At 73.8% G+C, this 22,400-nt stretch carries 21 protein-coding genes; 11 read left to right on the top strand and 10 right to left on the bottom strand.

The features are described from left to right. The first annotated feature begins 252 nt into the window (after nucleotides 1-252). Nucleotides 253-753 (top strand): hypothetical protein, encoded by a 501-nt coding sequence (locus AC07A6_RS05740; protein ID WP_386274173.1) that lies wholly within the window; start codon nucleotides 253-255, stop codon nucleotides 751-753. 85 nt (nucleotides 754-838) lie between these two features. On the opposite strand, the gene AC07A6_RS05735 is transcribed toward AC07A6_RS05740, so the two are convergent. The 3 genes from AC07A6_RS05735 to AC07A6_RS05725 all read right to left on the bottom strand — a co-directional run bounded on the left by AC07A6_RS05735 (nucleotide 839) and on the right by AC07A6_RS05725 (nucleotide 3,225). Next, nucleotides 839-1,567 carry a hypothetical protein gene (locus tag AC07A6_RS05735; RefSeq protein ID WP_362464980.1) on the bottom strand — a complete coding sequence of 243 codons (729 nt, stop codon included), beginning with the start codon at nucleotides 1,565-1,567 and terminating at the stop codon, nucleotides 839-841. 188 nt (nucleotides 1,568-1,755) lie between these two features. Continuing rightward, nucleotides 1,756-2,526, bottom strand: a complete 771-nt coding sequence (locus AC07A6_RS05730; RefSeq protein WP_362464977.1) for a bestrophin-like domain — start codon at nucleotides 2,524-2,526, stop codon at nucleotides 1,756-1,758. 33 nt (nucleotides 2,527-2,559) lie between these two features. Beyond that, nucleotides 2,560-3,225: a hypothetical protein gene (locus tag AC07A6_RS05725; RefSeq protein WP_478776221.1), complete on the bottom strand. Its 666-nt coding sequence runs from the start codon at nucleotides 3,223-3,225 to the stop codon at nucleotides 2,560-2,562. Between the two features lie 336 nt (nucleotides 3,226-3,561). Between AC07A6_RS05725 and AC07A6_RS05720 the strand changes: the two genes are divergently transcribed. Both AC07A6_RS05720 and AC07A6_RS05715 read left to right on the top strand, forming a co-directional pair. Next, complete coding sequence (locus AC07A6_RS05720) at nucleotides 3,562-4,392, top strand: SAM-dependent methyltransferase (protein ID WP_362464970.1); 831 nt, start codon at nucleotides 3,562-3,564, stop codon at nucleotides 4,390-4,392. 230 nt (nucleotides 4,393-4,622) lie between these two features. After that, complete coding sequence (locus tag AC07A6_RS05715) at nucleotides 4,623-6,791, top strand: putative bifunctional diguanylate cyclase/phosphodiesterase (RefSeq protein ID WP_478776275.1); 2,169 nt, start codon at nucleotides 4,623-4,625, stop codon at nucleotides 6,789-6,791. 27 nt (nucleotides 6,792-6,818) lie between these two features. Here AC07A6_RS05715 and AC07A6_RS05710 read toward each other — a convergent pair whose 3' ends face one another. Then, the gene (locus AC07A6_RS05710) at nucleotides 6,819-7,883 is read right to left on the bottom strand and encodes an FAD-dependent monooxygenase (protein ID WP_362464967.1); all 1,065 of its coding nucleotides are present in this window, start codon (nucleotides 7,881-7,883) and stop codon (nucleotides 6,819-6,821) included. A gap of 119 nt (nucleotides 7,884-8,002) precedes the next feature. On the opposite strand from AC07A6_RS05710, the gene AC07A6_RS05705 reads away from it, so the two are divergent. Then, entirely contained in the window at nucleotides 8,003-8,662 is a 660-nt protein-coding gene (locus AC07A6_RS05705; RefSeq protein ID WP_478776220.1) for a TetR/AcrR family transcriptional regulator, read from the top strand. Nucleotides 8,663-8,713: 51 nt separating this feature from the next. Next, a complete protein-coding gene (locus AC07A6_RS05700) occupies nucleotides 8,714-10,225 on the top strand; it encodes a class I adenylate-forming enzyme family protein (protein ID WP_478776219.1) in 1,512 nt (503 codons plus the stop codon). Nucleotides 10,226-10,232: 7 nt separating this feature from the next. On the opposite strand, the gene AC07A6_RS05695 is transcribed toward AC07A6_RS05700, so the two are convergent. From AC07A6_RS05695 to AC07A6_RS05685, 3 genes are all read right to left on the bottom strand, one after another. Beyond that, nucleotides 10,233-10,430, bottom strand: a complete 198-nt coding sequence (locus AC07A6_RS05695) for a hypothetical protein (protein WP_478776218.1) — start codon at nucleotides 10,428-10,430, stop codon at nucleotides 10,233-10,235. Between the two features lie 152 nt (nucleotides 10,431-10,582). After that, nucleotides 10,583-11,173, bottom strand: coding sequence for an SMI1/KNR4 family protein (locus AC07A6_RS05690; protein ID WP_478776217.1), 591 nt, complete (start codon nucleotides 11,171-11,173; stop codon nucleotides 10,583-10,585). A gap of 93 nt (nucleotides 11,174-11,266) precedes the next feature. Continuing rightward, entirely contained in the window at nucleotides 11,267-12,148 is an 882-nt protein-coding gene (locus tag AC07A6_RS05685; RefSeq protein ID WP_478776216.1) for a LysR family transcriptional regulator, read from the bottom strand. A gap of 95 nt (nucleotides 12,149-12,243) precedes the next feature. Here AC07A6_RS05685 and AC07A6_RS05680 point away from each other — a divergent pair, with 95 nt between their 5' ends. The 4 genes from AC07A6_RS05680 to AC07A6_RS05665 all read left to right on the top strand — a co-directional run bounded on the left by AC07A6_RS05680 (nucleotide 12,244) and on the right by AC07A6_RS05665 (nucleotide 16,480). Continuing rightward, nucleotides 12,244-12,948, top strand: a complete 705-nt coding sequence (locus AC07A6_RS05680) for a succinate dehydrogenase (protein WP_478776215.1) — start codon at nucleotides 12,244-12,246, stop codon at nucleotides 12,946-12,948. A 2-nt stretch (nucleotides 12,949-12,950) separates the two neighbouring features. Continuing rightward, nucleotides 12,951-14,912 (top strand): fumarate reductase/succinate dehydrogenase flavoprotein subunit, encoded by a 1,962-nt coding sequence (locus tag AC07A6_RS05675; RefSeq protein ID WP_478776214.1) that lies wholly within the window; start codon nucleotides 12,951-12,953, stop codon nucleotides 14,910-14,912. Further along, a complete protein-coding gene (locus AC07A6_RS05670) occupies nucleotides 14,909-15,649 on the top strand; it encodes a succinate dehydrogenase/fumarate reductase iron-sulfur subunit (protein WP_478776213.1) in 741 nt (246 codons plus the stop codon). Before AC07A6_RS05675 ends, AC07A6_RS05670 begins: the two co-directional genes overlap by 4 nt. A 168-nt stretch (nucleotides 15,650-15,817) precedes the next feature. Beyond that, on the top strand, nucleotides 15,818-16,480 hold the full coding sequence (locus AC07A6_RS05665; protein ID WP_362464947.1) for a hypothetical protein: 663 nt from the start codon (nucleotides 15,818-15,820) through the stop codon (nucleotides 16,478-16,480). Nucleotides 16,481-16,495: 15 nt separating this feature from the next. Here AC07A6_RS05665 and AC07A6_RS05660 read toward each other — a convergent pair whose 3' ends face one another. Next, the gene (locus tag AC07A6_RS05660) at nucleotides 16,496-18,958 is read right to left on the bottom strand and encodes an excinuclease ABC subunit UvrA (RefSeq protein ID WP_478776212.1); all 2,463 of its coding nucleotides are present in this window, start codon (nucleotides 18,956-18,958) and stop codon (nucleotides 16,496-16,498) included. Nucleotides 18,959-18,990: 32 nt separating this feature from the next. Beyond that, nucleotides 18,991-19,989 (bottom strand): MsnO8 family LLM class oxidoreductase, encoded by a 999-nt coding sequence (locus AC07A6_RS05655; RefSeq protein ID WP_386271984.1) that lies wholly within the window; start codon nucleotides 19,987-19,989, stop codon nucleotides 18,991-18,993. A 122-nt stretch (nucleotides 19,990-20,111) separates the two neighbouring features. Between AC07A6_RS05655 and AC07A6_RS05650 the strand changes: the two genes are divergently transcribed. Next, entirely contained in the window at nucleotides 20,112-20,606 is a 495-nt protein-coding gene (locus AC07A6_RS05650; protein ID WP_362464938.1) for a phosphatase domain-containing protein, read from the top strand. Between the two features lie 40 nt (nucleotides 20,607-20,646). On the opposite strand, the gene AC07A6_RS05645 is transcribed toward AC07A6_RS05650, so the two are convergent. Further along, complete coding sequence (locus tag AC07A6_RS05645) at nucleotides 20,647-20,862, bottom strand: dodecin (protein ID WP_362464935.1); 216 nt, start codon at nucleotides 20,860-20,862, stop codon at nucleotides 20,647-20,649. 165 nt (nucleotides 20,863-21,027) lie between these two features. Between AC07A6_RS05645 and AC07A6_RS05640 the strand changes: the two genes are divergently transcribed. Beyond that, complete coding sequence (locus AC07A6_RS05640) at nucleotides 21,028-22,290, top strand: extracellular solute-binding protein (protein WP_386271985.1); 1,263 nt, start codon at nucleotides 21,028-21,030, stop codon at nucleotides 22,288-22,290. Nucleotides 22,291-22,400 lie beyond the last annotated feature (110 nt).

Below are 22,400 nucleotides of genomic sequence, written 5' to 3'. Positions count from 1 at the left end.
GGGGAAGGGCGAACGGGTGGCCGCGTCCGGTCGGGGTGCGCCCATCCAGGTATTCGTCACATAAATGCCTGACGGCTCATGACCTGCGGATCCGTCAGATGATCGGTGCGCGCTTCGGCGTGTCGCTCAACCGGGCGGCCCAAAGGCGGAAATGCGCTGGTTGCACGGTGGCCCGAGGGTTCGTGATGGGAGGCGTTCTCGTCGATCTGCCCGGGCCACCGCTCCGGGGCGCTTCCCGCTGGAGGTTCCACCATGCGTGTTCTGCGCGCTCTCACCGTGACGGCGGCCGCCTGCGCCGCGATCGGTCTCAGTGCCCCGTTCGCCGCCGCGAACTCGCCGCAGGGCGGCGGCAACGGGCCCAGCAACGTCACCGTCAACCCGTACTCCGTGCACCAGGGCGCCTCGATGCAGGTCAGCGCCTCCGGCTGCGGCCACGGCGGCACGGTCTGGTCGAACGGCAACTTTCCGCAGACCAACCTTTCGGCCGGCTCCATCGGCTTCGCGACGGTCCGGATCTTCAACCACGCCTCGCCGGGCAACCACACGCTGTCCGTCAAGTGCCACGACAACAGCCTCGTCGCCACGCACCGGTTCACGATCCTGCCGGGCAACGGAGCGCAGGGCGGCCTCGGCGGCTCCTTCGGCCCGTCCACCGCCGAGACGGCCATCGGCGCGGGCCTCGTCGGCGCGGCCGCGCTCGGTGCGGGCGCGCACGTGATCCGCCGCCGCCGTCCCGCCGGCTCCCGCGGCTGACGCGCCCGCCGGCCGGCCGCGGCCACGGTACGCCCCGGGTCCTCGACCCGGGGCGACCGGCCGGTGGCACGGGCGGGGTGCGGGGTCAGTGGCCGCGCGACGGGCGGCGCCGGCGCACGGCGTACGCGGTACCGCCCGCGGCGGCGGCGAAGAGGGCGGCACCCACCCCGAGTTCCACGGGGTCCATCCCGGCCACGCTGCCGCCGAGACCGCCGCGCACGCCGAGGGCGGCCGGGGTGCTGCGCTGGGCCGCGACCGGGGCCGAGGCGCGCGCGGTGGGCGTGATCCGGGCGGCCGGGGCGGTGCGCACGGCGGTGGGAGCGGCCGTGGGGGCGGTCGTGGGGGCGGTGGCTCGCGGCCGGACGCCGATGGTGGGCTCCGCGGAGGGGGTGCGGCGGACGCCGGCGGTGGAGCTGGTGCTGGGCGTCGACGTGGCGCCGGCGATGGTGAGGTCGGCGGAGCCGTTCTCCCCGTTGCAGGTGAAGGTGACGGAGTACAGGGCTCCGCGCCGGGCGTCCCTGTCCACCGTCACCCGGACGGTCTGGCCGCGCGGGATGCTCACGGTGTCGAAGACGCCGGAGGAGGCGGTGGCGTACGCGGCGTCGCAGTCGCTGACCGACAGGATCACCTGACCGCCCGGGGCGACCGTGGACGGGATGAGGGCGAAGGCGAAGGAGGTCACGGGCGCGGCCTGGGGCGCCGGCGCCGCGGGTGCGGTCCCGGGCGCCACGGCGGCGGGCGCGCAGAACGCGCCGAGCGCGATGAGGGCGCCGGCGCTGAGCAGGGCGGTGGCGGAGCCGCGTATCGCACCCATGGTCGGTCCTCCGGATCCCGGGACGCACTCGCGCAGCGTTTGCGCAGGTGGGGGTCGTGCGCCTCGTTGTCCGCCACGCTAGGCGCCGGTCCGGTGACCCGCGATCAGGAGCGGGCGAATGGGGCACGGCCGTAGGCCGAACCGGCGACGGGGGGCCCGCTCCCGGTTTCCCGGGAGCGGGCGCCCGTTCAGCTCTTGAGGCCCAGGTGCGGGAACTGGGCGAGGAACGGCTCCGCGGTGGCGGAGATGCCGCGCCCGAAGGGCGAGTCGAAGTCCCAGATGAGGAAGAGCAGGAAGGCGATCAGCGCGCTGAACAGGCCGGCCAGCAGCATCTCGCGGAAGGAGCGGCGGATCTGCAGGGTGAAGATCAGGCCCACCGTGACCAGGGCCCCGGCGATCAGCCCGAACCACACCACGCCGGGCATGGTGGCCCCGGCGCTCTGGCCGCGCGCGTTGCGGGCGTCGTCCACGATCGCGACCTGGTCGACCAGCGGCTGATAGGCCTGTCCCTCGTGGTCGGTCTGCGGCTCGTAGTCGGTGACGTCGCGGCGGATCTTCTCCAGCAGCTCCCCGCTGCGTTCGGTGACGTCCTCGCCGTCGGCCATCCTCCGCCACTCCGTGTCGACCACGTAGGTCACGTACGCGTCGACGTCGGCGCGGATCCTCCCGCGCACCTCGGCCGGGTAGACCTGGGAGCGGACGCTGATCTCGTGCAGGGCCTGCGCCTCCTGGCGCACGTACTCCTGGGCGGCCCCGCGGCCCTCCCAGACGCCCGCGATCGCCAGGCCCAGGACGATCGCGTAGATCACCCCGATCATCATCGTCATGTACTCGATGACGTCCGGGGTCTCGTTCGGATCGTCGTCCTCGCCGATCCTGCGGTGGTTGAAGAAGGCGATGGACAGCACCACGGCACAGGCCGCGGCCATCGCGAGGGACAGGACGAGCCATTCCGACAAGATGACTCCCAATCGATGAGCGGTGGGTGCGGCCTAGCGCGGGCGCAGCGCGACGATCGCGAGCACGGCGGGGGCGGCGGTCATGAGGGTGAAGGTGACCGGTGAGATGTGGTGCTCCACCGGCTTGCGGGCGGGGGTGTGGTAGCTGGGGCGGGCGACGGGCTTGGGCTTGGGCGCGGGGGCCGGCGCCGGCGGGGGCGGCGGCGCGGGCGCGGGCGGGGGCGGCGCGGGCGCCTTGAACACCCGGGGCGGCGCGGGCGGCGGTGGCGGCTTCGGCGCCGGTTCGGGCGGTGGCGGCGGGGCCGGGGCCGGCCGGGGCGGCTCGGGGGCCGGCTTCGGCGGCGGTGGCGGGGTGGGCTTGGGCGGCGGCTTCGGCGGCGGAGGGGGTGGCGGCGGGGGCGGCGGCTTGGGGGTCGGCTTGGGCGGGCACGGCGGTGGAGGCGGCGGGCAGTCGTGCGCGTGGCCCTTGCCGCGGTGGCCGCAGGTGTGTCCGTTGCCGTGGCCGCCGTGATGTCCGCCACCCCGGCCGGCCCCGCTGCCGCCGCTGCCGGCGTACGCGTACAGCTCGACGACGGTCTCGCCGCCGGCGGAGCCGACCGCCGCGTAGGCGCAGCTATCGGCCACGGCCGGCGTGGCGGAAAGCGATGCCCACAGCAGGACCGGGACCGCCAGCAGACGTCTGGCTAAGGCTCTGTTCACCCCGGGAGCATGGGCCCGCGCGCGCCCGCGCACGCGAGGCCCGGTTCCGGTTCGCCTGATCGGGTGGAGTGTGGAGCGTAGATGTTTGAGCCAGCCCCGGACGGCTTCCAAGGGCGCGCGGTCGAAATCTCACATCGTATTTGTCGGTTTCTTCTTCGCAGGTGGCGGGGTCCGCACGTGCCTTTGGTGTGTGACCAAGAACGGACCGCCAATTTCCGCTTTTGCTCGCCCTGTTGGGAAATGATCAGTACATTCGGCTCGGACAGCAGTCCGACCACCGTCCCGCCCGGGACGGAACCCGCCCGAACCACGGCACGACGAGGCTTGGAGACCCCGATGGAACGCCCCGCCTGGGCCCCGCCAGGCATCGACATATCGGTGCCCAGTGTGTCCCGCATCTACGATTACTACCTGGGCGGCTCCCACAATTTCGAGGTCGACCGCCAGGCCGCCCGCCGCGCCATGGAGTTCATGCCGGGCCTGCCCAAGATCATGCAGGCCAACCGGGCCTTCATGCGCCGCGCCGTCCGGCACGCCGTGGCCGAGGGTGTCACCCAGTTCCTCGACATCGGCTCCGGCATCCCGACCTTCGGCAACGTCCACGAGATCGCCCGGGCCGCCAGCCCCGAGGCCCGCGTCGTCTACGTGGACCACGACCCGGTGGCCGTTGCCCACAGCCGCGCCGTCCTGGCCGGGGACGACCGCACCGGCGTCGTCCCCGCCGACCTGCGCAAGCCGAAGGACATCCTCGGCTCCGCCGAGGTCGGCCGGCTGCTGGACCTGGAACGGCCCGTCGCGCTGCTCCTCGTCGCCGTACTGCACTTCCTGGAGGACACCGACCGGCCGTACGAGGCCGTCGCCGAGCTGCGCGACGCGCTGGCCCCGGGCAGCCTGCTGGTCCTCACCCACGCCTCCTACGAGGGCATCCCGCTGAGCGAAGAGGTCGCGGGCGGTGCCGTAGGCGTCTACCGCGACATCCGCAACCCGCTCGTCATGCGCAGCCACGAGCAGATCACCGGCTTCTTCGACGGGTTCGAGCTGCTGGAGCCAGGCCTGGTGTCCATGCCCGACTGGCGCCCCGAGAACACCGGGCCCCTCGCGGAGGGCGAGCAGCCCGAGGACCCGTACGCCTTCTCGGGCTACGGCGGCGTGGGACGCAAGGCGTGAGACTCCCCGCCCCGACGCCGCCGCCCGCCGGCCCGCGCCCGGCCGGCCCCGCCTCCGCGAAGCCCGCCTCCGCGCCCGGGACCGCCACTCCCGGGACCGCCGCTCCCGGGACCGCCGCTCCTGGTGCCGGCTCCGCCGCCGGCGGGGCGCAGGCCGCCGGACGGCAGGTGCCCCCGCAGGCCACGGCGGACCCCGGCCGGCAGCCCGGCCCGCACCAGGGCCGGGCGCCGGTGCGTGAACTGCGCAGCGGGCTGGAGGACCGGATCGCCCGCTTCGCCACCATCTGGGGCCGGGCGATCTTCCCCGTCACGGCGACCTCCCTGACCCGCCCCGAGTTCGAACAGCACCTCGTCCCCCTCACCCGGACCCTGACCGAGGCCCTGCACGCCCGCCCCTTCGACGCAGGCGTCGCCCAGGGTGTCGGCGCCGAGCTCGTCGCCGTGCACTGCACCGACCCCGAGGCGCTCGCAGGCACGCTCGGGGTGGTCGAGTCCTACCTCGTGCTCTACTGCGGGCCCGACGGCGCCGGGACCGAGGGCACGGAGGAGTACCGCTCCCGCTGCGCCCGGCTCCAGCACGGCATAGCCGCCGGCTTCGCCCGCGCGCTGCGCGAGCGCACCCTGCGCGAGCAGGAGGCCATCGCCCGCTCCGCGCTGACCGCCCGCACCGACGCCCAGCAGGCCCTGCACGCCAGCGAGGAGCGCTTCCGGGCGGTCTTCGAGGGCGCGGCCGTCGGCATCGGCATCGCCGACCTCGACGGCAACGTCCTCGAGGTCAACGACACCCTGCTGAAGATGTTCGGCGGCCTGGAAGGCCACGTCCGCAGCCGCAACGTCAGCGAATGGGGCCACCCCGACGACACCCCGCACGTCTGGCGCATGTACGGGGAGCTCGTGCGCGGGGAACGCGAGCACTACCGCGTCGAGAAGCCCTACTACCGCCACGACGGCACCGTGCTGTGGACCAACCTGACGGTGTCCCTGCTGCGCGACGCCGACGGAGTGCCCCAGTACCAGCTGGCCCTGATGGAGGACACCACCGAACGCCGGCTGCTCAACCTCCGGCTGCGCTACGAGGCCACCCACGACGCGCTGACCGGGCTGCCCAACCGCACGCTGTTCTTCGAGCGGCTGGAGAAGGCCCTGGGCGGCGCCCCCGGCAGCCGCTTCGGCCTGTGCTACCTCGACCTGGACGGCTTCAAGACGGTCAACGACAGCCTCGGCCACTCGGCGGGGGACCGGCTCCTCGTCGAGGTGGCCGACCGGCTGCAGAGCTGCGCCACCGGCCCCGGCGAGGTCGTGGCCCGCCTCGGCGGCGACGAGTTCGTCGCCCTCACCACCGGCCCCGCCGCCGACACCGGCGAGGAACCCGGCGAGAAGGTGACCGACCTCGCGGTGCGCATCCTGTCCGCGCTCTCCACCCCGATCCGGCTGGAGGGCCGGGAGCTGTCGGTGCGCGGCAGCATCGGCATCGTCGAGGGCCGCGCGGGGGAGCGCACCCCGGCGGAGGTGCTGCGCAGCGCCGACATCACCATGTACCGGGCCAAAGCGGCCGGCGGCAACCGCTTCGAGTTCGCCGATGCGGAGGCCGACGCCCGCGCGATCACCCGCCACGGCCTGACCAACGCCCTGCCGGCGGCGCTGGAGCGTGGCGAGTTCTTCATCGAGTACCAGCCCCTGGTGCACATGCACGACGGCAGCGTGCACGGTGCGGAGGCGCTGGTGCGCTGGTCGCACCCCCAGTACGGGGTGCTCGGACCGGACCGTTTCATCCCGCTCGCCGAGCGGACCGGGCTGATCGTGCCGCTCGGGCGGTGGGTGCTCGAGGAGTCCGTCCGCCAGGCCCGCAACTGGCAGCGCCAGCACGGTGGGGCCGCCCTGCGCGTCAACGTCAACCTCTCGCCGACCCAGCTCCACCACCCCGGCCTGGTCGCCGACACCGTCCGGGTGCTGGAGGCCTCCGGGCTCGCCCCGGGCGCCCTGTGCCTGGAGGTCACCGAGTCGGCGCTGATCGGGGCCGACGACGAGCTCCTCGAACCGCTGCGCCGGCTCGCCGCGCTCGGCGTGGACATCGCCCTCGACGACTTCGGCACCGGCTACTCGAACCTGGCCAACCTGCGCCGCCTCCCGGTCAGCGTCCTGAAGCTGGACCGCTCCTTCACCCAGGGGATGCAGCAGCAGCCGGCCGACCCCGTCGACGTCAAGATCGTGGAGGGCATCGTCTCCCTGGCCCACAGCCTGGAACTGGCGGTGACCGTGGAGGGGGTGGAGACCGGCGCCCAGGCGGCCCAGCTCCGCGCCCTCGGCTGTGACACCGCCCAGGGCTGGTACTACGCCCGGCCCGGCGCCCCGGACCGGATCCACGCCCTCTCCCTCTCGGACGCGGTGCCCACCCCCTGAGCCGCCCCCGGCCGGGTCCCGGAGTGGTCAGCCCAGGCCGGCCTCCGTCCCCCGGCCGGGCTCGCGCACCGCGGCCAGGACCCGCCGGTGCCGCTCGGAGGTGTCGGCCAGCACCCGCGCGGCCGCCGGCAGCCGCTCGGCCTCGTACCCGTCGAGCACCTGCGCCCCGGCCTTCCCGGTCAGGGCCGCGCCCAGCGTCCGGCCGAGGGCCATAGCGTCCTGGATGCCGGTGTTCATCCCGAGCCCGCCGGCCACCGAGTGGACATGGGCCGCGTCCCCGGCGAGGAAGGCCCGGCCCTCGCGCATCCGGGCGGCCATGCGGACGTTGACCCGCCAGGTGGAGAGCCAGGCCGCCCCGGCGAGCCGTATCCCCTCCATCCGGGCGTGCCGGTCGAAGAGCCGCTGGAAGCCCTCCAGCGAGGGCGGCACCGGTTCGCCGTCGGCGCCCGGCTCGGGTGAGGCCTGGAGCTGGAACACCGGCGTCCCCGGTATCGGACAGAGCATCATGGCCCCGCCGTCCGAGGTGAACCACTGGTGCCAGACGTCCCGGCTCAGGTCCGGGGCCGTCACGTCGCCCAGCACCATCGTCTCGCTCTCCTCCGTGGTCCCCTCGAAGGCGATCCCGAGGAGCCTGCGGGTCGTGCTCCGGCCGCCGTCGCACCCGGCGAGGTACCCGGCGCGGACCGCGCCGCCGTCCGCCAGCCGCGCGGTCACCCCCTGCGGGTCCTGCTCGATCCCGGTGACCCGGGCACCGTGCTCCACCCGGACGCCGAGGGAGGCGAGGTGTTCGCGCAGGACGTCCTCGATCTGCCACTGCCCCATGAACAGGATGTCCGTCAGGCGCGTGTCGTTGACGTGCGCGCCGTCGAAGTACTTGCGCAGCACCAGCTCCCGGCCCACCTCGGAGATCCGGCCGAGCACGCCGAGGTCCGCCATCGCGTCGAGGCCGTCCCGGTTGAGGCTCTTGCCGCGGGACTCGCGGTGCGGACCGGGCCGCTGGTCGAGGACGCGGACCGGGATGCCCCGGCGGGCGAGGTCGCAGGCCAGCGTGAGTCCGGTGGGCCCGGAGCCCACGATCAGTACGTCGCTCATCGGAGTGTCCTCTCGTCGGTGCCGAATCGCTCGATGACCCAAGGAAAGCGCGACCCGGGCAAAAAAGCAACCCGGTAACGAAATTAACCTGGTCATTGTTTTCGTGGTACGGTGGGGGCATGGAGAACACCACGGGTTCGCGCACGGGACTGCGCGAGAGCAAGAAGGCGCGTACGCGGCAGCAGCTGGCCGCCACCGCGCTCGAACTCTTCCTCGAACGCGGCTTCGACGCCGTGTCGGTGGCCGACGTCGCCGCCGCGGCCGAGGTGTCCAAGCCCACCCTGTTCCGCTACTTCCCGAGCAAGGAGGACCTGGTCCTCGACCGGTTCGCCGACCATCAGGACGAGGCGGCCCGGATCGTGCGCGACCGGCCCGGGGGCCTGACCCCGGTGCGGGCGGTCCACGAGCACTTCCTGGCGGCGCTCGCCGAGCGGGACCCCATCACCGGTCTCTGCGACCATCCGGACGTGCTCGCCTTCCAGGAACTGCTGTACTCCACCGCGAGCCTGCAGACGCGGATCGCCCACTACACGGCCGGCGAGGTGGAAGTGCTCGCGGCCGCCCTGGAGGCGGAGGGAGTCCCCCCGTTCACCGCGCGGCTGGCGGCGCTGCACCTGGTGACCGTCCGCCACGAGCTGGGCCGGGAGAACTGGCGCCGGATCTCCGCCGGCCAGAGCGCCGACGCGGCCTACCCCGCCGCCGTCGCCGAAGCCGACGGGGCCTTCGCCATGCTGGCCGACGGACTCGACCGGACCCTCGGGCCGCTCATACCCTCCTGACACCGGCGGAAGTGACGGCCGGGAAGCCGGGTCGCGGAGGCGGGTGAGCGCATGATCGCCAGGTATGTCACCGAACTGGTCGGGGCGTTGGAGCAGCACGGCGAACGGCCGGCGCTCGGCGCCGGCCCCGGCGCCGGGGTCCTGCGGTTCCGTGAGGTGCTGGACGCCGTGTACCGGCTGGCCGGGGCGCTGGACGACGCCGGCGTCCGGCGGGGCACGGGGCTGGCCTGCGTGACGGGCGGCAACCCGCCGGAAGCCCTGCTGGTGCGGCTCGCCGCGCACGTGCTGGGCGCGCGGCTGACCCAGGTCGTGGGCGGACCGGCCGTCCACGGCGTGGAGTTCATCCTGCGGGACTGCCGCCCCGGCCTGGTGGTGCACGACGTTCCGGTGCCGGAGACCGGTGCGCCCCGGCTCGGCCTGGCCGCGCTGCTCGCGGCGGCGGCCGAACGCGAGCCCGCGGAAGTACCGGTGCGGGCACGGGAGCAGGACGTCGCCCGCGTCATGTACACCGGCGGGACCACGGGACGGCCCAAGGGGGTGGCCTCGACCTTCGGAGCCCTGGCGGCGCGCGACACCGGGCGCGGAGCCCGCTGGACGGAATCGGCGTACCTCTCGGTCACCACCCTGGCCCAGCGTTCCGGCGGCCGGTGCCTGGAACAGCTGCGGGCCGGCGGCAGGGTGGAGATCCTCGACCCCTTCGCGCCGCGGGAGTTCGCCGCCGCCTGCCGGCGCCTGGGCCGGGTGTCCACGTACCTGACGCCCCCGATGCTCTACCGGCTGCTGGACGACCCGGCGACCGCTGAGGGGATCCCGGGCCTGGAGGCCGTCTCGTACGGCGCCTCGCCCGTCCTCCCCGAGCGTCTGGGCGAGGCCGTGACCCGGTGGGGCGTGCGCTGGCGGCAGGGCTACGGGATGAACGAGGCCGCCGTGATCTGCCGGCTCACCCCCGACGACCACGACGCCGCCGTGGCCGGCCGCCCCGAGCTGCTGGCATCGGCGGGCCGTCCCGCGGCCGGGGTGGAGATCCAGGTGCGGGACGACAGCGGCGCCGTACTGCCCGCCGGCCGCGCGGGCGAGGTGTGGGTCCGCTCGGAGACGGTCATGTCCGGCTACTGGAACCAGCCCGCCCTGACGGCCGAAGTGCTGCGCGGAGGATGGCTGCGCACCGGGGACGTCGGGCACGTCGGTGACGGCGGGTACCTCTACCTCGACGACCGGGTCAAGGACATCGTGATCGTCAACGGCGCCAACATCTACTGCCTGCCGGTCGAGGCGTCACTCGCACGGCACCCCGCCGTGGCCCAGGCGGTGGTCGTCGGCCGCCCCAGCGCGCTCACCGGCGAGGAGGTCTGCGCCTTCCTCGTACCGGCCCCCGGCTGCGAGCCGAGCCGCGCCGCGGCCTCCGACGCCTGTGACCTGGTGGAGCGGGAACTGGCCCCGGCCCACCGCCCGACAGCCGTGTTCTGGGAACGGGAGATCCCGCTGACCGGCCGCGGCAAGCCGGACAAGCGCCGCCTGCGCAGGCGCGCCGCGTCCGGCACCCCGCCGCGTCCGGCACCCTGAACCGGTCCTACGCGGACCAGCGCGGGCGGCAGAAGTCGTCCAGCCAGCTCGTCCACGCCGGCACGTCGAGTTCCTCAGAGGTGAAGAGGTACGAGCCGATGGATCCGGGGATGACCTCGACCGAGTCCGGCCGGGCCGTGATGACGGTCATCTCCAGCTGGTCCCGACGGTTGTAGGAGGTCGGGAACCACGCGCGGAATGCCATGAGTTGTTTCCTCCCTGTCGGGTCAAGCTGATCACCTCGGGGGAGTCTAGGACCCCGCTGTCGCAGCACCGGGCCGTCTCTTCCGGATCTGGCTCCCCCGGCCACCGCTGGGGGAGGTGCGGGCTTGACCGGCAAGATCCGGAAGGGACTGCCTAGGCGTCCGGGAACCAGGAGCGGCCCGCCGCCCAGTGGGACGCCCAGCCCGTGAAGCCGGGGGTGCCCGGCATCACGGCGTCGGGGGAGTCGGGGCCGAAGGGCATGGCGCCCTCGCCCGCGATCTGCCAGACGTGGCCGCGCTGGGGGCCGGTGACGATCAGGTGCCAGTACATGCCGCAGCCGTCGGTGCCCAGCAGCAGCGAGCCGTGGTCGAACACCGGGTCCGTCAGGGCCTCGAACTCCCCCTCCGACAGTTCGGCCTCGTCGTCCTCCGCCTCCCACAGCCAGGCCGCCGTGAGCGGGAAGGGCTCGGCGAGCAGGCGTTCGGGGCGGTCGGTGCCCCAGTCCGGGGGCGTCTGGGCGAGCGGCAGCAGGCCGTAGTAGGGCGGTCCGGCGCGCAGGCCGTCGCAGATCTCCGCCACGAACGTGCGGTAGGGCTCCGGGAGCACGACGCCGTGTTCCGCCTCGAAGGAGCGCACCGCCTCCCAGCCGGCCGGCGGCACGGCCCCGGGGCGGGTGGCGAAGATCTCCCGGAGGGCGGCGAGCTCGGCGGGGTCGGCGGTTTCCGTGTTCATGCCGGCCATCATGCAAGAGCAGGGCGACGGGCCGGGCCCCCGGGTCCGGTCGGCCGGCCCGACCTCCGGGTCTGGCCGGAGCGGCAGGCAGGGCCGAGGTCCGGATCAGTCGCCGACCAGCATGCGCTTCAGCTCGCGCGCCGCCCGTGGGGGTGCCACGTCCGTGCGGTGGGCCAGGGCGATGGTGCGGCGCAGCGGGGAGCCCGCGAGGCGGGTGGCGCGCAGGCCCGGGCCGGCGTGCTCGACCACCATGGCCGGGACCACCGCGATGCCCAGCCCGGCCCGGACGAAGCCCAGTACGGCGTCCATCTCCCCGCCCTCCACCGTGAACACCGGCTCGAACCCGGCCGCCCGGCACGCCGCCACCGTCAGGTCCCGCAGGTCGTAGCCGTGGCGGAACATCACCATCGGCTCCTCGCGCAGGTCGGCGATGGCCGGCTCCCCGCCGCCCGCCGGGGGCGGGAGGTCCGCGGACGAGACCACCACCAGGTCCTCCGTCAGCAGCTCCACCGTGGTCAGCGCGGGCGCGGACGGCGGCAGCGGCAGCGCGATCAGGGCCAGGTCCAGCACCCCGCGCGCGAGTTCCCGTACGAGGTCCAGCGAGCCGCTCTCCTCGATCAGCAGCTCGATGCCCGGGTGTGCCGTGTGGAAGGCGCGCAGCACCCCCGGCAGCAGGCCGGTGCACACGCTCGGGGTCGCCCCCAGCCGCACCCGGCCGCGCCGCAGCTGCGCCAGCTCCTGCACCTCCAGCCGCGCCGTGTCCGCGTCCGCGAGGATCCGCCGCGCCAGCGGCAGCAGCGCCTCACCCGCGTCCGTCAGTGCGATGTTCCCCCGCGCCCGGCTGAACAGTTCGGCGCCCAGCTCCCGTTCGAGCGCCTTGATCTGCTGGGACAGCGAAGGCTGCGCCACGTGCTCCCGCTCCGCGGCGCGCGTGAAGTGACGGGTCTCGGCGACGGCCACGAAATAGACCAGCTGCTGGAACTGCATGCCCCCACGCTAGCGCCCTCCATAGGTTCTGCCTATCGCGATCAGCTCCACCATGTCTTGGACCTCTCGGGACCTTGGTCCTTACCGTCGACGGCATGGCTCTGGCAACGCGGACGGATCGACGGCCGTCCACCACGCGCACGCTCTGGGACTCCACCGTCGGCAAGAAGTCCGTGATGGCCGCATCAGGCCTGGTGATGCTCGGCTACCTCGTCGTGCACATGCTCGGAAACCTGAAGATCTTCTTCGGGGCGGACGAGTTCAACGGCTACGCCCACTGGCTGCGCACCCTCGGCGCCCCCTTCCTGCACCACGAGTGGGCCCTGTGGATCGTCCGCGTCGTCCTCGTCGCCGCCGTCGTCGCCCACGCCGTCTGCGCCTACCAGCTCAGCCGCCGCGACATCAGGGCCCGCCCGGTCAAGTACGCCCGCAAGCGCCGCCGCGCCGGCTACGCCACCCGCACCATGCGCTGGGGCGGCGTCATCCTCGGCCTCTTCATCGTCTGGCACCTCCTCGACCTGACCACCCTCACCGTCAACGAGCGCGCCTGGGCCGGCCACCCCTACGAGAACGTCCTGGCGACCTTCTCCACCTGGTACGGGAACACGGTCTACATCGTGGCCATGGCCGCCCTCGGCCTGCACGTCCGCCACGGCTTCTGGAGCGCCGCCCAGACCCTCGGCGCGGGCAACGCCCGGCGCGACCGGACCCTGAAGTCCCTGGCCAACGCCCTGGCCCTCGTCCTCTTCGCGGGCTTCGTGTCCGTCCCCGTCGCCGTCATGACCGGAGTGGTGAGCTGACCATGAGCACCGAGTACACCACCTACACCACCTACACCACCGGCGAGCCCGTCCGCGACACCAAGGCCCCCGAGGGCCCGATCGCCGAACGCTGGGACCGCCGCCGCTTCGAGGCCAAGCTGGTCAACCCGGCCAACCGCCGCAAGCACACCGTGATCGTCGTCGGCACCGGCCTGGCGGGCGGTGCCGCCGGCGCGACCCTCGCCGAGCAGGGCTACCACGTGGTCCAGTTCTGCTTCAGCGACTCCCCGCGCCGCGCCCACTCCATCGCCGCCCAGGGCGGCATCAACGCCGCCAAGAACTACCGCAACGACGGGGACTCCGTACACCGGCTCTTCTACGACACCGTCAAGGGCGGCGACTTCCGCGCCCGGGAGTCCAACGTCCACCGCCTCGCCCAGATCTCCGTGGAGATCATCGACCAGTGCGTGGCCCAGGGCGTCCCCTTCGCCCGCGAGTACGGCGGCCTCCTCGACACCCGCTCCTTCGGCGGCGTCCAGGTCTCCCGCACCTTCTACGCCCGCGGCCAGACCGGCCAGCAGCTGCTGCTCGGCGCCTACCAGGCGCTGTCCCGGCAGATCGCCGCCGGCAACGTCGAGCTGCACGCCCGCACCGAGATGCTCGACCTGATCACCGTCGACGGGGTGGCCCGCGGCATCGTCGCCCGCGACCTGATCACCGGCAGCATCGACACGTACTACGCCGACGCCGTGGTCCTGGCCAGCGGCGGCTACGGCAACGTCTTCTACCTCTCCACCAACGCCATGAACTCCAACGCGACCGCCGTGTGGCGGGCGCACCGGCGCGGCGCGTACTTCGCCAACCCCTGCTTCACCCAGATCCACCCCACCTGCATCCCGCGCACCGGCGACCACCAGTCCAAGCTGACCCTGATGAGCGAGTCCCTGCGCAACGACGGCCGCATCTGGGTCCCCAAGGCCAAGGGCGACACCCGCCCCGCCGCCGAGATCCCCGAGGACGAGCGGGACTACTACCTGGAGCGGATCTACCCCTCCTTCGGCAACCTCGTCCCCCGCGACATCGCCTCCCGCGCCGCGAAGAACGTCTGCGACGAGGGGCGCGGCGTCGGCCCCGGCGGCCAGGGCGTCTACCTCGACTTCGCCGACGCCATCCGCCGCATGGGCCGCGACAAGGTCGCCGAGAAGTACGGAAACCTCTTCGAGATGTACGAGCGGATCACCGCCGAGGACCCGTACGAGGTCCCGATGCGGATCTACCCGGCCGTCCACTACACGATGGGCGGACTGTGGGTCGACTACGACCTCCAGACCACCGTCCCCGGCCTGTTCGCGATCGGCGAGGCCAACTTCTCCGACCACGGTGCCAACCGCCTCGGCGCCTCCGCCCTGATGCAGGGCCTCGGCGACGGCTACTTCGTCCTCCCCTCCACCATCAACGACTACCTCGCCCGCCACCCGCACCCGGAACCCGTCGACGACAGCCACCCGGAGGCCGCCGCCGCGGTCCGCGAGACCCGCGACTGCCTCGCCAAGCTCCTCGCCGTCGACGGCGACCGCACCCCCGACTCCTTCCACCGTGAGATCGGCGAACTCATGTGGGAGTACTGCGGCATGTCCCGCACCGAGGAGGGCCTGCGCAAGGCCCTCGCCCGGATCCCCGAGATCCGCGAGGAGTTCTGGCGGCGGATCAAGGTCCCCGGCAGCGGCGAAGAGTTCAACCAGTCGCTGGAGAAGGCCAACCGCATCGTCGACTACCTGGAACTCGCCGAGCTGATGTGCCTCGACGCCCTCCACCGCGCCGAGTCCTGCGGAGGCCACTTCCGCGAGGAGTCCCAGACCCCGGACGGCGAAGCCGCCCGCCGCGACGAGGAGTTCGGCTACGCCGCCGCCTGGGAGTACCAGGGCACCGGTGCCGCCCCCGTCCTGCACAAGGAAGACCTCGTCTTCGAGTACGTCCACCCCACCCAGCGGAGCTACGCATGAAGCTCACCCTGCGCGTCTGGCGCCAGCAGAACCCCGACGCCCCCGGCGCCATGGCCTCCTACGAGGTCGACGGCATATCGAAGGACATGTCCTTCCTGGAGATGCTCGACACCCTCAACGAGGACCTCATCCTGCGCGGCGAGGACCCGGTCGCCTTCGACCACGACTGCCGCGAGGGCATCTGCGGCGCGTGCAGCCTCGTCATCAACGGCGACGCCCACGGCCCCGAACGCACCACCACCTGCCAGCTCCACATGCGCTCCTTCGCGGACGGCGACACCATCGACGTCGAACCGTGGCGGGCCTCGGCCTTCCCCGTGGTCAAGGACCTCGTAGTGGACCGCAGCGCCTTCGACCGCATCATCCAGGCCGGCGGCTACATCACCGCCCCGACCGGATCCGCCCCCGAGGCGCACGCCACCGCCGTGCCCAAGCCGGCCGCCGACTCCGCCTTCGAACACGCCGAGTGCATCGGCTGCGGCGCCTGCGTCGCGGCCTGCCCCAACGGCTCCGCGATGCTGTTCACCTCCGCCAAGATCAACCACCTGAACGTGCTCCCGCAGGGCTCGCCCGAGCGCGAGACGCGGGTGCTGGACATGGTGGCGCGGATGGACGAAGAGGGCTTCGGCGGCTGCACCCTGACCGGCGAGTGCGCGACCGCCTGCCCCAAGGGGATCCCGCTGCCGTCGATCGCCGCGATGAACAAGGAGTGGCTGCGGGCCCTGCGCAAGGCCTGACCACCGAGGCGCCCCGCCCGGGTGCCGTCCCCCGCACCCCCGTACGGGCCGCCCCCGGCCCCCTGCCTGGGCCGATCGGCTGACCCGATCCGCCGACCGGGCGCTCGTACGGGCCGTACGCCGCGCCGTGCCCCGGCCCGGTCCGGTGCGTGGGGTTCAGTGGACCCCATGCCCCAAGCCCCCGCCGGGTCCGGACCGTGCCGCCGCACCGCGCTGGCCGCCGCCCTCGCCTGCCTGGCCGCGGCCGGCTGCACGGCCGAGGACACCGCGACCCGCAGGAGGCCGCCCGGCCCCGCCCCCGGCCGGCCCGCCGACAAGGACGCCCTCGTCATGGTGATCCGGCACGCGGAGAAGCCCGCCGCCGGAGCCACCGGCGAGGACGACGAGGGCAACGAGGACCCCGGCTTCCTGGCCGGCCGGGGCCGCCGCCGCGCGGAAGAGCTGGCCCGGCTCTTCGGACCGGCCCACAGTGCCCGGCTGCCCCGGCCCGCCGCGCTGTTCGCGACCGGCGGGCCGCGCACCGCCCCCGCCCGGTCCAGGCAGACCCTGGCGCCCCTGGCCGCCGCCCTGCGGGTCCCCGTACGCACGCAGTTCGCGCTCGGAGCCGAAGCCGGCCTGGCCCGGGCCGTACTGGAGGCCCGGACGCCCGTACTCGTGTGCTGGGAGGCCGCCGGGATCCCCCGCCTGGTCCACGCCCTCGGCGCCCACCGCGTCATCGGCGTCCCCGCCGCCTGGCCCGACCGCTACGACCTCGTCTGGACGCTCACCCGTACGCGCGGCGAGTGGGCATTCCGCGAACTCCCGCAGGAACTGCTGCCCGGCGACGCCTGAGCCGCCCGCCGGGGGCTACAGCCCCAGCGCCCGCGCCAGGTAGGGGGCCGTGCGGGAATCCGGGGAGGCCGCCACCGCCGACGGCGGGCCAGCGGCCGTGATCCGGCCGCCCTCCGCCCCGCCGCCCGGACCCAGGTCCACGACCCAGTCGGCGCCCGCCACCACCTCCATGTCGTGCTCCACGACCACCACCGAGTGCCCCGCGTCCACCAGCCCGTGCAACTGCCGCAGCAGCACCCGCACATCGGCCGGGTGCAGCCCCGTCGTCGGCTCGTCCAGCAGGTACAGGGTGTGGTCGCGGCGCAGCCGCTGGAGCTCCGTCGCCAGCTTGATGCGCTGCGCCTCGCCGCCCGACAGCTCCGTCGCAGGCTGCCCCAGCCGCAGGTAGCCCAGCCCGATCTCCTCCAGCGCCCGCAGGCTGCGCGCCGCCGCCGGGACCTCCGCGAAGAAGCCGGCCGCCGCCTCCACGGTCAGGCCCAGCACCTCCGCGATGGTCAGCCCCGCGTAACGCACCTGAAGCGTCTCGGCGTTGTACCGGGCGCCCCCGCAACCCGGGCACGGGGCGTACGTACTGGGCAGGAACAGCAGCTCCACCGAGACGAAGCCCTCGCCCTGGCAGGTCTCGCAGCGCCCGCCCGGCACGTTGAAGGAGAACCGGCCCGCCTTCCAGCCGCGCGCCCGCGCCTCGGGCGCCGCCGTGAACAGCTTGCGGACCACGTCGAACAGGCCCGTGTACGTCGCCAGGTTCGAACGCGGGGTCCGCCCGATCGGCTTCTGGTCCACCTCCACCAACCGCCGTACCGGAAAGCCCGGTTCGGCCAGCCGCCCGGAAACCTCACCCGCCAGCGCCTGCCCCACCAGCGTGGACTTCCCCGAACCGGACACCCCCGTCACCGCCGTGAACACCCCGAGCGGGAACTCCACGTCCACGCCCCGCAGGTTGTGCCGCTCCACGCCCGACAGCCGGATCCCGCCGGTGGCCGCGCGCGGGGTCCTCCCGCGGCCGGACTGCGGCGGCGCGAACAGGTGCCGTGCCGTCGCCGACTCCGAGACGGCGGCCAGCTCCGCCGGGGGCCCGCTGTACAGCACCCGCCCGCCGTGCTCGCCGGCCAGCGGCCCCACGTCCACCACCCAGTCGGCGCGGCGCACCACGTCCAGGTGGTGCTCCACGACGAAGACGGTGTTCCCAGCCCGCTTCAGCCGCTCCAGTACGCCGAGCAGCGCCTCGGTGTCCGCAGGGTGCAGCCCCGCCGACGGCTCGTCCAGTACGTACACCACCCCGAACAGCCCCGACCGCAGCTGGGTGGCCAGGCGCAGCCGCTGGAGCTCGCCCGCCGACAGGCTCGGCGCGGTCCGGTCCAGGCTCAGGTAGCCGAGCCCGAGCTCCGCCACCGGCCCGATCCGCGCCCGCAGGTCCCCGGCCAGCACCCGCGCCGCCTCGTCCGCCAGTGGCGCGGCGGCCAGTACGCCGTCCAGGTCGGCCAGCGGCAGCGCCGCCAGCTCCGCGATCGTGCGGCCCGCGAAGGTCACGGCCAGCGCCTCCGGCCGCAGCCGGCGCCCCTCGCACACCGGGCACGGGGCGTCGGTGAGGAACTTCTCCGCGCGCGCCCTCAGCGTGGCGCTCCTGGTGTCGGAGAACGTCCGCATCACATAGCGGTGGGCGCTCATGTACGTGCCCTGGTAGGGCCGTTGGATCCGGTCGGCCTCGCGCACCGGGTGCACGGTGACCACGGGCTGCTCCTCGGTGAACAGGATCCACTCGCGGTCCGCGGCCGGCAGCTCCCGCCAGGGCCGGTCCACGTCGTGGCCGAGCACGTCGAGGATGTCGCGCAGGTTCTTGCCCTGCCAGGCGCCGGGCCAGGCGGCGATGGCGCCCTGACGGATCGACAGGTCCGGATCGGGTACGAGGAGTTCCTCGCTGGTGCGGTGGATCCGGCCCAGCCCGTGGCAGGAAGGGCAGGCGCCCGCGGCCGTGTTGGGGGAGAAGGCGTCCGAGTCGAGCCGCTCGGCGCCCGGCGGGTAGGTGCCGGCCCGCGAGAACAGCATCCGCAGGGAGTTGGAGAGCAGCGTGACCGTCCCCACCGAGGACCGCGACCCCGGGGCGGAACGGCGCTGCTCCAGGGAGACCGCGGGCGGCAGCCCGGTCACCGAGTCCACCTTCGGGGCGCCGATCTGGTGGATCAGCCGCCGCGCGTAGGGGGCCACCGACTCGAAGTACCGGCGCTGCGCCTCGGCGTAGAGGGTGCCGAAGGCCAGGCTGCTCTTGCCGGAGCCGGAGACCCCGGTGAAGACGGTCAGGGTGTCGCGCGGGATGTCCACGTCCACCCCGCGCAGGTTGTGCTCCCGGGCACCGCGGACCCGTACGCAGGGATCGGGGGCGTCCGGCCGGCCGGGCTCGGCGGGGTTGCCGGGGTCGGCCGGGGTGCCGGGTCCGGCGGGGGTGCCGGGCGCGGCCGGGGCGGCGGGGGAGTGGTGCATTCGCCCCAGTTTAGAGCCCCGGGTCCCCCGGGTCAGGTCCGGCCCGGCCCGGTGATCCGGGCCAGCCGGGTGAAGGAGTCCAGCAGGGCCGTGCGGTCGTACGTGGAGGTGGTGACCAGCAGCTCGTCCGCCCCGGTGGCCTCGGCGACCCCGGCCAGGGCGGCGGCCACCTGCTCCTCCGTGCCGGCGATGTGCCCGGCGAGGCCGCCCTCGTACAGCTCCCGCTCCTTCGGGGTCATCTCCAGCGCCGCGACCTCCTCCGCCGGGCGCAGGGGCGGGAAGCTGCCCCGGGTCCGGGAGCGGGCGAGGGCCCAGGCCTCGGGGAGCAGCATGCGCCGGGCGGCCTCCTCGGTGGCGGCGACCGCGACCGTCCCGGCGACCACCACGTACGGCTCCGCCGCCCACGGTGACGGCCGGAACTCCTCCCGGTACCGGCGCACCGCCTCCGCGACCCTGGCGCGGCCCCGCAGGTCGCCGACCACCACCGGGAGCCCGGCCCGGGCGGCGATCCCCGCGCCCTCGCCGGTGGCCAGCACGAAGGGCGGGATCCGCAGCCCCTCGGCGGGCCGGGCGTGCACCTCGGGGTGGGCCTGCTGGGTTCCGTCGATCCACCCGAGGAGCTCGGCCAGCTGCTCCTCGAAGCGGTCGGCGTCGGCGGTGTCCCGGCCCAGGGCGCGGCGGATGCCGCCGGTGAAGCCGACGGAGCGGCCCAGGCCCATGTCGATCCGGCCGGGGAACAGGGCCTCCAGGACGCCGAACTGCTCGGCGACGACGAGGGGCTGGTGGTTGGGCAGCATCACCCCGCCGGTCCCGACCCGGATCCGCCGGGTGGCGGCGGCGACGGCGGCGGCGAGCACGGTGGGCGCGGAGCCGGCGACGCCGGGCACGCTGTGGTGCTCCGACACCCAGAAGCGGTGGTAGCCCAGCCGGTCCGCCGCGCGGGCCAGCTCCACGGTGTCGCGCAGCGCCTCGGGGGCGGGGCGCCCCTCGCGGGTGCGGGACCGGTCGAGGATGGAGACTTTTCGGATCACACCCGTCTCAACGCGCGGCGGGCGCGGTCATTCCCCGGCCCGGCTGTGGTCCCGACCCGGCCGGCTGTGGGGCCGTTGCCGTTGCCGTCGGGGGTGTCGTACCGGCCGCCTAGGCTGCGGACATGACAGACACGCCTTCCCGCCGTCCACTGGCCGTCTTCGACATCGACAACACCCTCGCGGACACCGGTCACCGCCAGCACTTCCTGGAGGGCCGCCCCCGTGACTGGGCGGGGTTCTTCGGCGCGGCGCCGGCGGATCCGCCGCTCGCCCGGGGCGTGGCGCTGGCGGTGGAGAGCGCGGCCGACTGCGAGGTGGTGTACCTGACCGGGCGGCCCGAGCGGTGCCGGGCCGACACCGCCGACTGGCTGGCCCGGCACGGGCTGCCGGAGGGCCGGGTGTGGATGCGCGGCAACCAGGACCGGCGCCCGGCCCGGGTGACGAAGCTGGAGGTGCTCCGGCGCATCGCCCGGGGGCGCGAGGTGCGGGTGCTGGTCGACGACGACGAACTCGTCTGTGATGCCGCCCGTGCGGCCGGCTTCCGGGTGCTGCTGGCCGACTGGGCGGCGGACGCGCCGGAGCTGAAGCAGGCGCAGGAGGGCGAGGGCCGCACCTGACGGCCCGTGGCCCGTCCGCGGCGGCCCGGGCCCTCGGTCCTCAGTCCTCGCCGTCGAGGCGGAAGCCCACCTTCAGTCCGACCTGGTAGTGCGCCACCTGCCCGTTCTCGATGTGTCCGCGCACCTGCGTGACCTCGAACCAGTCCAGGTTGCGCAGGGTCTGCCCCGCGCGCGTGATCCCGTTCCGGATGGCCTGATCGATGCCCTCGGTGGAGGTGCCGACGATCTCGGTCACCCGGTAGGTGTGGTTGGACATGGGGGTCTCCCGCCAGTCGTCGCTGTTGCCTTGTTCCACGGTGCCCCAGTAAGCCCCGGTCCGCGAACTATGCGTGAACAATCCCGGGCGAAAGGGGGTTGACCCCTCCATTGGTCTATGCCAATTTCAAGCCATCTGAGATCCATCCCCAGAAGGTGACCCCTCGTGAAGATGCGCTTCCTCGCCGTGTGCACGGCCCTCGCGGCCGCGACCGCCCTGACCGGTTGCGGCCAGTCGGCGGGATCCGACGGAGGCTCCGACAAGGTGACCCTGTGGCTGATGAAGGGCAGCGCCTCCGAGGACTTCATCGCGAAGTTCACCGCAGACTTCGAGAAGCAGCACCCCGGCGTCGACCTGGAAGTGAAGATCCAGGAGTGGAAGGGGATCGGCGACAAGGTCAACGCCGTCCTCGGCGGCAAGTCCAAGGACCGCGCCGACGTCATCGAGGTCGGCAACACCCAGGTCGCCCAGTACGTCGAGACCGGCGGCGTCTCCGAGGTCACCCTCGAAGGCCTGCGCGAATGGGGCAGCAAGGACTGGCTCAAGGGCCTCTCCGACCCGGGAAGCGTCAACGGGGCCCAGTACGGCGTCCCCTGGTACGCCGCCAACCGGGTGGTCATCTACAACAAGGACCTCTTCGCGGCCGCCGGGATCAAGACCCCGCCCAGGAACCGCCAGGACTGGATCGCCGCCACCCAGAAGCTCGACAAGGGCGACCAGCAGGGCATCTACCTGCCCGGCCAGAACTGGTACGTCCTCGCCGGGTTCGTCTGGGACGAGGGCGGCGAGCTCGCCGTCGAGACCAGCGGCCAGTGGGTCGGCTCCCTCGACGACGAGAAGGCCCTCGCCGGAATGGACTTCTACAAGCAGCTCCAGGCCCTCGGCGACGGGCCCAAGGGCGGCGACGAGGAGACGCCCCCGCAGTCCGAGGTCTTCGCCCGCGGGCAGGTCGCCCAGATCATCGCCACCCCCGGCCAGGTCGCCCAGATCGAGGCCGCCAACCCGGCCCTCAAGGGCAAGCTCGGCTTCTTCCCCATCCCCGGCAAGACCGCCGACAAGGCCGGCGCCGTCTTCACCGGCGGATCCGACCTGATCATCCCCGAGAAGACCGCCCACCGGGCCCGCGCCGTGGACGTGATCACCGCCCTGGTCAGCGAGAAGTGGCAGACCGAACTCGCCCGCACCATGAGCTACGTCCCCAACAAGACCACCCTCGCCCGCGTGGTCGAGGGCAACGACGGCGCCGCCGCCATGGCCCCCGGCGCCGCCCAGGGGCGCGCCACCCCGAAGTCCGCGCGCTGGGCCGAGGTCGAGGCCGCCAACCCGATCAAGCCGTACATGACGGCCGTGCTCAGCGGCCAGGACCCCCGCCAGGCGGCGAAGGCGGCCTCCGACACCATGAGCCGGGTCCTCAACTCCGACCGCTGACCCCCGACCGCTGACCCCCGACCGCTGACCCCCGACCGCTGACCCCGCGGCCGGGGAACCCGCCGGGGACGGCGACCGCCGAGTTCAGCCTCCGCACATCCGGGGGCCGC

The sequence above is a fragment of the Streptomyces sp. NPDC044002 genome (assembly GCF_056434525.1).
Note: the sequence above shows the minus strand (reverse complement) of the source record. Positions and strands in the feature narration are given on the sequence as shown.